Annotated in this window: 13 protein-coding genes and 1 riboswitch; of the genes, 6 read left to right on the plus strand and 7 right to left on the minus strand. The window is 71.8% G+C overall.

Annotation, left to right across the window (positions count from 1 at the left end; genetic code table 11):
- From DXZ73_RS25475 to DXZ73_RS25485, 3 genes are all read right to left on the minus strand, one after another.
- A complete protein-coding gene (locus DXZ73_RS25475; RefSeq protein ID WP_116213377.1) occupies positions 1-756 on the minus strand; it encodes a hypothetical protein in 756 nt (251 codons plus the stop codon).
- 107 nt (positions 757-863) lie between these two features.
- Positions 864-2,312 carry an alpha,alpha-trehalose-phosphate synthase (UDP-forming) gene (locus DXZ73_RS25480; protein ID WP_116213378.1) on the minus strand — a complete coding sequence of 483 codons (1,449 nt, stop codon included), beginning with the start codon at positions 2,310-2,312 and terminating at the stop codon, positions 864-866.
- A 178-nt stretch (positions 2,313-2,490) separates the two neighbouring features.
- Positions 2,491-3,441, minus strand: a complete 951-nt coding sequence (locus DXZ73_RS25485) for a glucosyl-3-phosphoglycerate synthase (RefSeq protein WP_116213379.1) — start codon at positions 3,439-3,441, stop codon at positions 2,491-2,493.
- Between the two features lie 153 nt (positions 3,442-3,594).
- Positions 3,595-3,736, plus strand: a riboswitch (SAM riboswitch).
- A 17-nt stretch (positions 3,737-3,753) separates the two neighbouring features.
- Here DXZ73_RS25485 and thrC point away from each other — a divergent pair.
- From thrC to groL, 4 genes are all read left to right on the plus strand, one after another.
- Complete coding sequence (gene thrC / locus DXZ73_RS25490) at positions 3,754-5,037, plus strand: threonine synthase (protein WP_205519225.1); 1,284 nt, start codon at positions 3,754-3,756, stop codon at positions 5,035-5,037.
- A 58-nt stretch (positions 5,038-5,095) separates the two neighbouring features.
- Positions 5,096-5,371, plus strand: a complete 276-nt coding sequence (locus DXZ73_RS25495; protein ID WP_116213381.1) for a MoaD/ThiS family protein — start codon at positions 5,096-5,098, stop codon at positions 5,369-5,371.
- A gap of 437 nt (positions 5,372-5,808) precedes the next feature.
- Positions 5,809-6,012 (plus strand): cold-shock protein, encoded by a 204-nt coding sequence (locus DXZ73_RS25500; protein ID WP_005315736.1) that lies wholly within the window; start codon positions 5,809-5,811, stop codon positions 6,010-6,012.
- Positions 6,013-6,446: 434 nt separating this feature from the next.
- A complete protein-coding gene (groL, locus tag DXZ73_RS25505) occupies positions 6,447-8,069 on the plus strand; it encodes a chaperonin GroEL (RefSeq protein ID WP_116213382.1) in 1,623 nt (540 codons plus the stop codon).
- Positions 8,070-8,079: 10 nt separating this feature from the next.
- Here the strand turns inward: groL and DXZ73_RS25510 are convergent, their stop codons facing one another.
- From DXZ73_RS25510 to DXZ73_RS25520, 3 genes are read right to left on the minus strand one after another with little or no spacing between them, the layout of a single operon-like run.
- Positions 8,080-9,543: a PTS transporter subunit EIIC gene (locus DXZ73_RS25510; protein WP_116213383.1), complete on the minus strand. Its 1,464-nt coding sequence runs from the start codon at positions 9,541-9,543 to the stop codon at positions 8,080-8,082.
- A 22-nt stretch (positions 9,544-9,565) separates the two neighbouring features.
- Positions 9,566-10,501 (minus strand): N-acetylmuramic acid 6-phosphate etherase, encoded by a 936-nt coding sequence (gene murQ, locus DXZ73_RS25515; protein ID WP_116213384.1) that lies wholly within the window; start codon positions 10,499-10,501, stop codon positions 9,566-9,568.
- A 33-nt stretch (positions 10,502-10,534) separates the two neighbouring features.
- A complete protein-coding gene (locus DXZ73_RS25520) occupies positions 10,535-11,467 on the minus strand; it encodes a MurR/RpiR family transcriptional regulator (protein WP_116213385.1) in 933 nt (310 codons plus the stop codon).
- Positions 11,468-11,530: 63 nt separating this feature from the next.
- Between DXZ73_RS25520 and DXZ73_RS25525 the strand changes: the two genes are divergently transcribed.
- Positions 11,531-11,890 (plus strand): hypothetical protein, encoded by a 360-nt coding sequence (locus tag DXZ73_RS25525; protein ID WP_116213386.1) that lies wholly within the window; start codon positions 11,531-11,533, stop codon positions 11,888-11,890.
- The gene (locus tag DXZ73_RS25530) at positions 11,887-12,168 is read left to right on the plus strand and encodes a DUF4031 domain-containing protein (protein ID WP_116213387.1); all 282 of its coding nucleotides are present in this window, start codon (positions 11,887-11,889) and stop codon (positions 12,166-12,168) included. Before DXZ73_RS25525 ends, DXZ73_RS25530 begins: the two co-directional genes overlap by 4 nt.
- A gap of 47 nt (positions 12,169-12,215) precedes the next feature.
- On the opposite strand, the gene DXZ73_RS25535 is transcribed toward DXZ73_RS25530, so the two are convergent.
- Positions 12,216-12,878, minus strand: a complete 663-nt coding sequence (locus DXZ73_RS25535; RefSeq protein ID WP_116213388.1) for an HD domain-containing protein — start codon at positions 12,876-12,878, stop codon at positions 12,216-12,218.
- Positions 12,879-12,928 lie beyond the last annotated feature (50 nt).

Consider the following 12,928-nt stretch of genomic DNA (forward strand, 5'->3'; position numbering starts at 1 on the left):
TCAGCCGTCGTCCGGGTCCTTGACGGCCGTCGGCTCGCCGCTGGCAGCCTTCTCGGGAAGGCCGAGGGCCTTCAGCGCCGTCGTCCAGTCGTGGGCGATCGCCTGCTGCGCCTTGACGAGGTCCGTCTTGCCCGAGCAGATCGCGTTCTTGAGCTTGGTCTCGACCACGTCCTTGGGGTTGTTGGGCCCGGCGTCCGGCTTGTGACCGGGGGAGGGCGGCTCGACCCACAGATTGCGCGGGTCGTTGGGGTCGCCGCCGAGCTGGAGGCTGATCAAGTGGTCGTACTCGTAGTCCCGCAGGGAGCCCTTGTAGCCGTACGACGCCGCGTTCGCGGTCTTCTCGCGGCCGGTGACGCTCACGGGCGGCCGGATGTCCTTGGTGTAGCCGCTGCGGCAGATCGTGGTCTTCAGCGTCGCCTGGGTGACCTTCGGATTGGTCGCCCCCGGAGTGCACTTGGGGTCGGGCAGGGGTTGCTTGTCCGTGGTGTAGCGGTAGTGACAGGTGCCGGGGTCCGGCTGCTTCTGCACGGTGTACGCGGGCTGGGGACCCGGGCCCGCGGGTATGGCGTCCCCTCCTGTGGAGGGTGATGTGGACCCTGAGGCCGAAGTGGAGGGGGAGGTGCCGGACTTGGCGTCCTTGGCGTCGGAGCTTTTGCTTCCGGAGTCGGAGGAGCAGCCCGTGGTCAGGGCCAGCAGGGCGACTGCTGCGCAGGCCGCGGTGACGGCGGCTCGGCGACGGGGTGGGGCGATTGGCATGCCGCAATGGTTACCCGGGGGCGGTGGGTTGCAGGCGGCGGCCCGAAGCACTTTGCCGAAGGCTGCCCGGTTGTTTGCCCGGCGCGCGCTCCGGCGGTTTTTCCTGCCTACAAAGCCGCCAGCTGGTCCAGGAACCAGCGTGCCGGAGGGAGCGCAGTGGCCGCCACGGACAGCCGCTTCGAGCGTGCCCCCCGTTCGTCCGGGTCCATCAGCAGAGCGGAGTGCAGGGCGCGGGCCGTCGCCTCCACGTCGTACGGGTTGACGACGAGCGCGTCGTCGCCCAGCTCGGCCACCGCGCCCGCCTCTCGGGAGAGGACCAGCGCGCAGCCGTGGTCGGAGACGACGGGGACCTCCTTGGCGACCAGGTTCATGCCGTCGCGGATGGGGTTGACGAGGGCGACGTCGGCGAGCCGGTAGGCGGCCAGGGAGCGGGCGAAGTCGTCCTTGACGTGCAGGGCGACCGGTTCCCAATCAACCGTGCCGAACGTGGAGTTGATCTCCCGGGCGACCCGCTCGACCTCCGCCGTGTAGTCGCGGTAGACCCGCAGGTCCTGCCGCGAGGGGTACGCGAAGGCGACGTGGACGACCTTGCCCAGCCATTCCGGGTGTTCCTCCAGCAGCCGGCGGTAGGCGTGCAGGCCGCGCACGATGTTCTTGGACAGCTCGGTGCGGTCGATGCGCACGATCGCCTTGCGGTCCGGCCCGATCTGTTCCCGGAGCGCGGCCATCCGCTCCTCGACGTCGGCCCGGTGCGCGCGCTCCCGCAGGAAGTCCGCGTCGACGCCGAGCCCGTGCACGCCGAGCCGGGTCGTCCGGCCCTCGAAGAGCACGGCCGTCCCGCCCGCCCCCCGGACGATCTCCGCCCCCAGCACCCTCGCGCAGCAGTCGGCGAAAGCCTCCGCCCAGCGCTCGGTCAGGAAGGCCGCGCGGTCGCCGCCCAGGATGCCGCGCAGCACCTGCTCCGCGATGTCGTCCGGCAGCAGCCGGTAGTAGTCCGGCGGGGCCCAGGGGGTGTGCGAGAAGTGGCCGATCCGCAGGTCGGGGCGCCGCTCCCGGAGCAGGGCGGGCACCAGGGTCAGGTGGTAGTCCTGCACGAGCACGGCGGCGCCCTGCGCGGCCTCCTCGGCGAGCGCGTCCGCGAAGGCCGTGTTGTACGCCTCGTACGCCGCCCACTGCCGCCGGAAGTCCGCGTCGAAGACGGGGGCCAGGGGCGTCTCGTAGAGCAGGTGGTGGATGAACCACAGCACGGAATTGGCGATGCCGTTGTAGGCGGCGGCGAAGGTGTCCGGGTCGATGTCCAGCATGCGCACCCGGTGGCCGCCGGTGTCCTCGGTGTCGAGTCTGCGGCCCGCGCGCCGCGCCGCCTCGCGGTCGCCCTCGCCCATGGCCGTGCACACCCATACGGCGCCCGCGTCGCGGTCCATGGAGCTCAGCCCGGAGACGAGCCCGCCACCGCCCCGCCCGGCGGTCAGCCGGCCGTCCGCGTCCTGCTTGTACGAGACGGGTCCGCGGTTGGAGGCGACGACGATCCGCGCGGCGTGCATGTGCGGTTGCATGTGCCCAGCCTTGCCGGGCGGGCGGCTGTTCAAACGTTTGTCCCCGGGGCGGGGGGTCCGTTGCTACGGTCCGCGAAATCCAGCCCGTCCGGCGATTGAGGACGCTCCCGCAGGGAGCTCCCGCCGCAGGCGGCAGTGGACCCGCACCCGGCAGCGGACCCGCACCCAGCGGAAGGCGCTACGCCGCGCGGCGCCTCGCGACGTATTCCGGGATCTCCGCCATCGGGGGGCGTTCTTCCGTGTCGACCGCGTACGTCCGCGGCGTGAAGCCCTCTTCCGTGCGTTCGAACTGGGTCAGAACAGGCCGCACCAGATGCCCGCGCGCCAAGCGCAGCTGCGCCGTGCGGTAGATCGCCGCCGCCATGCGCCCCAGCGCCCGCCCGTCCTGGTGGCGATGGACGCGTATGCCCACGTCGACCTGCGCCAGCGCGTCCAGACCCACCGTGTGCAGCGCGTCGACCAGCAGGCCCAGTTCCACCCCGTAGCCCACGGGGAACGGCAGGCGCTCCAGGAGCGAGCGGCGGGCCGCGTACTCGCCGCCCAGCGGCTGGACGAAGCCCGCCAGCTGCGGCCAGTGCAGGTTCAGCAGCGGGCGGGCCACCAGCTCGGTCACCCGGCCGCCCTGCCCGGCCACCTCGCCCAGCGGGCGGTCGTACATCGCCTTCACGAACTGCACGCCGGGGTCCGTCAGCAGCGGGCCGACGATGCCCGAGACGAAGTCCGCGGAGAAGTCCCGCAGGTCGGCGTCGACGAAGCAGACGACGTCCCCGCTCGTCGCCAGCAGCGACCGCCAGAGCACCTCGCCCTTGCCGGGCAGCGCGGGCAGCCGCGGCAGCACCGAGTCGCGGTGCACCACGCGCGCGCCCGCCGCGGCGGCGACCTCGGCCGTGCGGTCCGTGGAACCGGAGTCGAGCACCACCAGCTCGTCCACCAGCGGTACCGCGTCCGTCATCAGCTCGCGCCGGATCGTGGCCACGATGGCGCCGACCGTCGCCTCCTCGTTCAGCGCGGGCAGCACCACGCTCACCGTGGTCCCGGTGTCCCGTTTGGCCGCGAGCAGCTGGTCGAGCGGACGGTCTCCGACGGACCAGGACCGCCGGTCCAGCCAGCGCTCCACCTCTTCCAGCACGTGAACGACTCCTCTTGCCCTGTGACGTATCTCGCGGTACGGACGACTGTCTCGGGTGTCCGTGCCTTCGGTTACAGTCTGAACAACGCGGAACGCCGACGTATGTCGGGGTCGCCGCGATCACAAACGCCTGGGCCGAGCCCAGTGCCATACCGCTCATCCAGAGGGGCAGAGGGACACGGCCCGTTGAAGCCCCGGCAACCCTCCAGCCGGTCTTGCTCACAGCAGCGAGGCTCCCGGCGGGGAAGGTGCCAATTCCGTCTCGTGGCGACGTCCGCCACGGGGAAGATGAGGAGAAAGGGCCTCGCCTCCATGGCTGTGCAGTCTGTCGAAAGCTCAACCACTTCTGTCGCTCTCGGTCCCGCCGTCGCCCTCTCGTGCCGGGAGTGCGGGGAGCGGTTCGACCTCGGTCCCATCTTCGCCTGCGCCGCCTGTTTCGGCCCGCTCGAAGTCGCGTACGACCTTCCCGCCGGCGATCCCGAGGCCCTGCGCCGCCGCATCGAGGCCGGTCCGGACAACATCTGGCGTTACGCCCCGCTGCTGCCCGTCCCCGCCGACGTCGCGGACAAGCCCGGCCTCAACCCCGGCTTCACCAAGCTCGTCAAGGCCGACAACCTCGCCCGTGAACTGGGCGTCACCGGCGGGCTGTACGTCAAGGACGACTCCGGCAACCCCACGCACTCCTTCAAGGACCGCGTCGTCGCCATCGCGGTCGAGGCCGCGCGCGCCTTCGGGTTCACCACGCTCTCCTGCTCCTCGACCGGCAACCTCGCCGGCGCGGTCGGCGCCGCCGCCGCCCGCGCGGGCTTCAAGTCCTGCGTCTTCATCCCGCACGACCTGGAGGCGGGCAAGGTCGTCATGGCCGCGGTCTACGGCGGCGACCTCGTCGGCATCGAGGGCACCTACGACGACGTGAACCGCTTCTGCTCCGAGCTGATCGGCGACCCGCTCGGCGAGGGCTGGGGCTTCGTCAACGTCAACCTGCGCCCGTACTACGGCGAGGGCTCCAAGACCCTCGCGTACGAGATCTGCGAGCAGTTGGGCTGGCGCCTGCCGGACCAGCTCGTGATCCCCGTCGCCTCCGGCTCCCAGCTCACGAAGATCGACAAGGGGCTGAAGGAGCTGATCGCGCTGGGTCTGGTCGAGGACCGGCCGTACAAGATCTTCGGCGCGCAGGCGGAGGGGTGCTCCCCGGTCTCCCGCGCGTTCAAGGACGGCCACGACGTCGTACGGCCGGTGAAGCCGGACACGATCGCGAAGTCCCTCGCGATCGGCAACCCCGCGGACGGGCCGTACGTGCTCGACATCGCCCGGCGGACGGGCGGCGCCGTGGAGGACGTGGACGACACGGAGATCGTCGACGCGATCCGGCTGCTGGCCCGGACGGAGGGGATCTTCGCGGAGACCGCGGGCGGGGTGACGGTGGGCGTCACCCGGAAGCTCCTCGAGCGGGGAGTGCTCGATCCGTCGCTGACGACGGTGGTGCTGAACACGGGGGACGGGCTGAAGACGCTCGACGCCGTGGCGGCGGAGCCGTCGGCGACCATCCGGCCGTCGCTGGAGGCGTTCCGCGCGGCGGGCTTCGCCGCCGGCTGACGTCCGCGGGCCGGTGTGCGCCCACGATCACTTTCCTACTCACCGAAGGTGTAAACCCATGAGCATCTCCGTTCGCATTCCCACCATCCTTCGCACCTATACCGGCGGTGTCGCCGAAGTCTCCGCCGAGGGGGCGACTCTCGCCGAGGTGATCGGCGATCTGGAGAAGAACCACCCCGGCATCGCCGCCCGCGTTCTCGACGACGCGGGGAAGCTGCGGCGGTTCGTGAACGTGTACGTCAATGACGACGATGTGCGGTTCGAGCAGGGGCTGGAGACTCCCACGCCCGACGGCGCCGGGGTGTCGATCATCCCTGCCGTCGCCGGGGGCTGAGCTTTACGAAAGCTTCCTGTGAAAGACCCTTGGAATCGCCCCGGCCATGAAGTGGACGGGGCGATTCCGTCTGTTGAGCGCGATACAGTTGAGGCGATCCCCCTCCGGCGTCAGTGCCGAACGCATATGAGAACCCGTCAAGTTGTGCGCGAACTGTGTGCGCGAATTGTCGGGTTGCTTGTGCTATGCCCGGCCCGACTTGCCCTGGATCCCCCGGAGTTCGCCGTATTTCGGCAATCGGCCGCGCCAGGAATTCTCGTCCGAGTGACCTGTTGCAGACGGCATCCGTGCAGATACATTCAGCCGCGGTCGACGCGTTCCGGCGCACACCACCGGGGTTCCCCCTGCCGCTGGCGGGGGAGTGTTCCGGGGGTGAGGTCTGACCCGGGTCCGCGAAGTGCGGTCCTGCGCAAGGGCCAGTAATAGGGGAGTTAGGCATGGCTCAGGGCACCGTCAAGTGGTTCAACGCGGAGAAGGGGTACGGCTTCATCGCGGTCGACGGTGGTGCGGATGTATTCGTCCACTACAGCGCGATCCAGATGGACGGCTACCGCACCCTCGAGGAGGGTCAGCGAGTGGAGTTCGAGATCTCGCAGGGCCAGAAGGGGCCGCAGGCGGACATGGTCAAGCTCGCCGTCTGATCTCGGCGCATCGACCACCGGCTCACTCAGCTCGCCGAGGGGCCCGTACCCGAGCACCGGGGTACGGGCCCTTCGTGTGCCCTCGCGCGCGTACGCGCGTACGCGTTCCCTGTGTACCCGGAAGTCACGTCGTAGGAGTGCCCTTCTGCAGAGGCGCTTGCGCCCCCAGCTACCTCCCCCAGACTTCGTCCGGGGGTGCCCCCAAGGTGCCCCCGGTGCCACTTCCGGTGCGCTCGTCGCCGGATCGCTTGCACTCTGGTGGGTCGAGTGCTAATCATTGGCGTTAGCACTCTCCGAGTGAGAGTGACAGATTTGGACCGTCGGTGAGGCCCGTCGGCCGGGTGGGGCAAGGAACCATCAGGCCGGTGAGCCGTCCGTCGCGGGCGCCAGCGCGGTCCGGAGAAATCCACCCCGTCCTGGGAGGACCACTTCACATGGCCAAGATCATCGCGTTCGACGAGGAGGCACGGCGCGGTCTCGAGCGCGGGATGAACCAGCTCGCCGACGCCGTCAAGGTCACCCTCGGCCCCAAGGGCCGCAACGTCGTCCTCGAGAAGAAGTGGGGCGCCCCCACGATCACCAACGATGGTGTTTCCATCGCCAAGGAGATCGAGCTCGAGGACCCGTACGAGAAGATCGGCGCCGAGCTGGTCAAGGAGGTCGCGAAGAAGACGGACGACGTCGCCGGTGACGGCACGACGACCGCGACCGTCCTGGCCCAGGCGCTGGTCCGCGAGGGCCTGCGCAACGTCGCCGCCGGCGCCAACCCGATGGCCCTCAAGCGCGGTATCGAGAAGGCCGTCGAGGCCGTCTCCGGTGCCCTGCTCGAGCAGGCCAAGGACGTGGAGACCAAGGAGCAGATCGCCTCCACCGCCTCCATCTCCGCCGCCGACACCCAGATCGGCGAGCTCATCGCCGAGGCGATGGACAAGGTCGGCAAGGAAGGCGTCATCACCGTCGAGGAGTCCCAGACCTTCGGTCTGGAGCTGGAGCTCACCGAGGGTATGCGCTTCGACAAGGGCTACATCTCGGCGTACTTCGCCACCGACATGGAGCGTATGGAGGCGTCCCTGGACGACCCGTACATCCTGATCGTCAACTCGAAGATCGGCTCGGTCAAGGACCTGCTGCCGCTCCTCGAGAAGGTCATGCAGTCCGGCAAGCCGCTGCTGATCATCGCCGAGGACGTCGAGGGCGAGGCCCTGTCGACCCTGGTCGTCAACAAGATCCGTGGCACCTTCAAGTCCGTCGCCGTCAAGGCCCCGGGCTTCGGCGACCGCCGCAAGGCCATGCTCGGCGACATCGCCATCCTCACCGGTGGCACGGTCATCTCCGAGGAGGTCGGCCTCAAGCTGGAGAACGCCGGTCTCGACCTGCTCGGCCGCGCCCGCAAGGTCGTCATCACCAAGGACGAGACGACCATCGTCGACGGTGCCGGTGACAGCGACCAGGTCCAGGGCCGCGTCAACCAGATCCGCGCCGAGATCGAGAACAGCGACTCGGACTACGACCGCGAGAAGCTCCAGGAGCGCCTCGCGAAGCTGGCCGGCGGCGTGGCCGTCATCAAGGCCGGTGCCGCGACCGAGGTCGAGCTCAAGGAGCGCAAGCACCGCATCGAGGACGCCGTTCGCAACGCGAAGGCGGCCGTCGAGGAGGGCATCGTCGCCGGTGGTGGCGTGGCCCTGCTCCAGGCTTCCTCGGTCTTCGAGAAGCTCGAGCTCGAGGGCGACGAGGCCACCGGCGCCAACGCCGTGCGCCTGGCCCTGGAGGCCCCGCTGAAGCAGATCGCCGTCAACGGTGGTCTCGAGGGCGGCGTCGTCGTGGAGAAGGTCCGCAACCTGACCGTCGGCCACGGCCTCAACGCCGCGACGGGCGAGTACGTGGACATGATCGCCGAGGGCATCATCGACCCGGCGAAGGTCACGCGCTCCGCGCTGCAGAACGCCGCCTCCATCGCGGCGCTGTTCCTCACCACCGAGGCCGTCATCGCCGACAAGCCGGAGAAGGCCGCCGCGGCCGCTCCGGGCGGCATGCCGGGCGGTGACATGGACTTCTGACCCTGACGGGTCACTTGTCCTGAACGCTGTACGCCGAGGGCGGCACTCCCTGTGAAGGGGGTGCCGCCCTCGGCGCGTTGAGCGCCGCGAGCTCCCCCTTCCCGAAGCCGAAGGCGTACGTCGCCGCGAAGCCCGCCGCGTAGCCCACCAGGAGGCCGAGGCCGTAGACCGCCGCCGCCCGCCCGAGGCCGTGGTCGCCCTTCAGCAGGGGGAAGAGGGCCCAGCCCGACGGGCCGATGGCCGTGGCGCCGACCTTGTCGCCCAGCTGGTTGAACAGGCCCACGAAGCCGCCGCCGAACGCGCCGCCCACGCACGCCGTGACGAACGGCCGCCCCAGCGGCAGCGAGACGCCGTAGATCAGCGGCTCGCCGATGCCCAGGAAGCCGGCCGGGAGCGCGGAGCGGATCGTGCCGCGCACCGAGCCGTTGTGCGACAGCCGTACGTAGACCGCGAGGGCCGCCCCCACCTGGCCCGCGCCCGCCATCGCCAGGAGCGGCAGCAGGACCGTGCAACCCTCCTGCTGGATCAGCGTCGTGTGGATGGGGATCAGCGCCTGGTGCAGGCCCAGCATCACCAGCGGCAGGAACAGCCCGCCCAGGACGAAGCCCGCGCCCGCGCCGCCGTTGGCCAGCAGCCAGTCGGCGAAGCGGCCGATCGCGGTGGCCGCCTTCCCGGCGGCGTACATCAGCCCGTACAGCGAGACCAGGCCCGTCACCAGCACCGTGAGCGTCGGGGTGACGAGGACGTCCAGGGCCTGTGGCACCCGCCTGCGGCACCAGCGCTCGACCCGGGTCGCCAGCAGCGCGGCGGCCAGCGCGCCGAGCACCCCGCCCTGGCCGGGCACCAGTTGCTCCCCGAAGGCGCCGACCCGGCCCGTGCCCCCGTAGACCGTGATCGCCGCGACCGCGCCGCCCAGCACCGGGGTGCCGCCGAACTCCTTCGCCGTGTTGTGGCCGACGAACACCGCGATCAGCGACATGAAGCCCGACGCCACCGCGGTCAGCGCGGGCGTGAGGCCGGGCAGCAGGCGCAGATTGGCGAGCAGCCCGCTGAGCCCGGCGACGATGCCGCAGCCGATCAGCGCCGGGATCAGCGGCACGAAGACGGCCGCGATCCGGCGCAGGAAGAGCTTGCCCGGGGTGGCGTTGCGCTCCTTCCGCTCGGCCCGCAGCGCCGCGCCCCGCTCGGCCAGGGCCTCGGCGGTGACCGGCGCGGCCGCGCTCAGCCGCGCCAGCTCCGGGGCCACCCGGGCGACGGCCCCCGGCCCGAGCACCACCTGGAACGACGTGCCGTCCTCGACCACGCCCAGCACGGCGGGCAGCGCGCGCAGCGCCTCGTCCCGCACGAGGGAGCGGTCGTGGAGCTCCAGGCGCAGGCGGGTCATGCAGTTCTCGACGGAGGCGATGTTCCCGGCGCCGCCGAGTAGGGGGAGCAGCGCGGCGGCGGTGGCGCTGTGTCTGTCGTCCGGTGCCATGGGTTCGAGTGCCTTGCCTCGGTCAGTCCCCCGCGGCGGTGCGCAGGGCCGTACGGAGATGCCCGGCCGACTCCTCCAGCAGGCGGGCCGCCGTGGGGCCGTCGACGCCGCCGAGGACGACGAGGATGGCGTTCTTCACCTCGCCGCCGGTCTGCGCCAGCGCCTCCTCCGTCTCCGCGTCGGAGGCGCCGGTCGCGAGGGCGACGATGCGCCGCGAACGGGCGCGCAGCTTGTCGTTGGAGGCGCGCACGTCGACCATCAGGTTCCCGTAGGTCTTGCCGAGCCGGATCATGGTGATGGTCGAGAGCATGTTGAGGACGAGCTTCTGCGCGGTGCCCGCCTTCAACCGGGTGGAGCCGGTGAGGAGTTCGGGGCCCACGACGACCTCGACGGCGTGCTCGGCGGCCGCGCCGAGCGGTGAGCCGGCGTTGCAGGACAGCCCGATGGTGAGCGCGCCCGCGGCCCGGGCGTGGGCGACGGCGCCGAGGGCGTACGGGGTGCGGCCGGACGCCGAGACGCCCACGACCGCGTCGGCCGCGCCGATCCTGATCGCGGTCAGGTCGCCGGCGGCCAGCTCCCGGCTGTCCTCGGCCCCCTCCACCGCGGAGACCAGCGCGGGCGCGCCGCCCGCGATCAGCCCGACGACCTGCGCCGGGTCGGTGTTGAACGTCGGCGGGCACTCGCTGGCGTCCAGCACCCCGAGCCGGCCGGCGGTGCCTGCGCCCGCGTAGACGAGCCGTCCGCCGCGGGCCATCCGGGCCGCGATCGCGTCGATGGCGGCCGCTATCTCGGGGAGCCGGGCGGCGACTGCGGTGGCGACGGTGGCGTCCTCACCGTTCATGATCTTCGCGATGTCGAGCGTCGGCAGCCGGTCGATGTCCGCGAGCTCGGGGCGGAACGCCTCGGTGGTGAGCGCGGCGAGCTCGGCGCGGAGTGCCGCGTGGGCGGGCGAGTTCATGGAGCGGCGCCTTTCCGTGACGGGCCGGGCGGGTCAGCGGCGGGGGTCGTGCCGGTGGGCGAGGGCTTCGTAGGAGGCGGACAGGGCGGGCGCGGCCCTCTCGTACGTCCGCTGGGCGACGCCGATGAACAGGCAGTCCACCACGAGCAGTTGGCTGGTGCGGCTCGACATGGCGGCCGGGCGCAGCTCGCTCTCCCGCGCGGTGGACGTGGTGAGCACGTGGTCGGCGTACTGCGCGATCTCCCCGTCCGGGCGGCCGGTGATCGCGACCGTCGTCGCGCCGTGCTCGAAGGCGACCCGCAGCGGTTCGATGACATCGGTGGTGCGGCCCGAATGGGTGATGGCGATGGCGACGTCACCTGCGCGCAGCTGCACCGCGTTGGTGACGGCCAGATGAGGGTCGGCGGGCGCGTGCGCGATCAGGCCGATGCGCAGGAGCTTCTGCACCAGGTCCTGGCCGACGAGGTTGGACGCGCCGATGCCGTAGACGTCGACGCGCCGGGCGGCGGACAGCGCGCCGACGGCGGCCTCCAGCTGCGCGGTGTCCAGCGCGGCGGCGGTGTCCGCCAGGCACTGGGCCTCCTCGTGGGCGAGCTTGGCGACCACGCGGGCGAGGGGGTCGTCCACGGCGATGTCGGCCGTGACGGCCGGGGCCCGGCCCGCCGCCTGCTCGGCCGCGAGCGCGGCCAGGGCCAGGCGCAGGTCGCGGTAGCCGGGGTAGCCGAGGATGCGGGCGGTGCGGACGACGGTGGCCTCGCTGGTGCCGGTGCGCTCCGCGAGGCCGGTGACCGTGAGCGCGGCGGAGCCCGCCGGATCGCCCGCCACGGCCTCGGCGACGCGCTGCATGGAGCGGGTCATCGAGGGCACCAGCGTGCGGACCTTGGCGGCGAGGGCGCCGGGGGCCGGGGGCGTGGCGGCGGGTGCCCGGTCGGCGGCCGTGAAAGTTTCTTTCAGTTTGCTGCTCACCTCATGAAAGGTATTTTCGGACCGGTGAACCGTCAACCCTCCGCGTCCCGGACAATGGACCATATGGAGCTCGAACAGGCACTGCACGCGGCGCGCGCCCTCGTCCTCGCCGACCTCGTGGCCGGCGATGTGGCGGAGGCCGATGTCGTCTCCCTCGTCGAGGACGCGGTCGTCCATCGCCGGTGGTGGGTCGAGCAGTGGCCGGAGGGCGTGTCGTACGTCGTCGGGCTGATCGCCCAGGACGTCCAGGACGCGCTGCTGGAGCGGCACGGCCGGTGGCCGCTGTGCCCGGTCTGCACGGATTCCGGCGATCCCCACGCGCTGGAGGTCGAGCCCGAGCTCGGCCCCGACCCGCACTGGGCCTGCGCCAAGCAGGCGGTGCTGGTGGCGCGGGTGGGGTCGCTGGGGACGGCGCTGCGGTGACCCTCTACATCGACCCGCCGACCTGGCCGGGCCACGGCCGGATGTGGTCGCACCTGGTCAGCGACGTGTCGTACGCCGAGCTGCACGACTTCGCGGCGCGGCTCGGCGCGCCCCCGCGGGCGTTCGACCGGGACCACTACGACATCCCCTCGACGTCGTACGGGAAGGCCGTGCAGATGGGTGCGCGGGAGGTGGGCAGCAAGGAGCTGGTGCGGCTGCTGGTGGGGGCGGGGCTGCGCAGGCCCAAGCACGAGCGGCCCGCGGGCGGGCTCCTCTAGCTCTTCCGGCCCCTCGGGCTCTTCCGGGCCCTTAGGCTCTTGGGCCCTCAGGCCGTCAGCAGCTCCAGCTCGGTGGCGAGGTTGCGGCGCGCCGTCGGCTCCCAGCGGCCGGCTCCCAGCGGCGTGCGGAACAGGCGCGGCAGCCCCAGCAGCTGGCGCAGCACCGCCGCCCGGCCCTCGCGGAACGCCGCGTCCGGCACGAAGCCGTACTCCTCGCGGACCGCCGCCGCGTACGCCGCGTACTCCTGCGGCGCCCCCGCCAGCACCGCCAGGTCCGCGTCGCACAGCACCTCGCCGTTGTGGTCGCCGGCCGCCGGGTCGTGCGACACCGTCAGCCGTACGAGCCGGGCGGTCTCCGCCGTCCGGTCCGCGTCAAGACCCAGCTCCGGGAGGGCGCGCTCCGCGAGGTGCGCGCTGCGCTCCTCGTTCTCCGAGCGGTCCGGGCGGTAGACGGCGTCGTGGAACCAGGCCGCGAAGCGGACCGCGTCCACGTCGTCCGCGTGCTCCGCCAGCTCGTCGATCCGGGCGAGGACCGCCGCGAGGTGATCGACCGTGTGGTACCTGCGCTGCGGCTCCGACCAGCGGCGCAGCAGGTCCTCCGCGTACGGGCCGGGGTCCGGTGCGGGGGCCCCGCCGCGGGCCCGTACGACGGTCTCCCGCCAGCGGGCGCGCAGTGCGGGGCCGGACGGGTGCTCGGACGTGTCTGCCATAGGCCAATTGTGGAGCACGGCTTTTGACGCCGGGTGCCGGTGTGGCAGTC

Origin of the sequence: Streptoverticillium olivoreticuli subsp. olivoreticuli, assembly GCF_003391135.1 — a bacterium.
Classification (GTDB): domain Bacteria; phylum Actinomycetota; class Actinomycetes; order Streptomycetales; family Streptomycetaceae; genus Streptomyces; species Streptomyces blastmyceticus.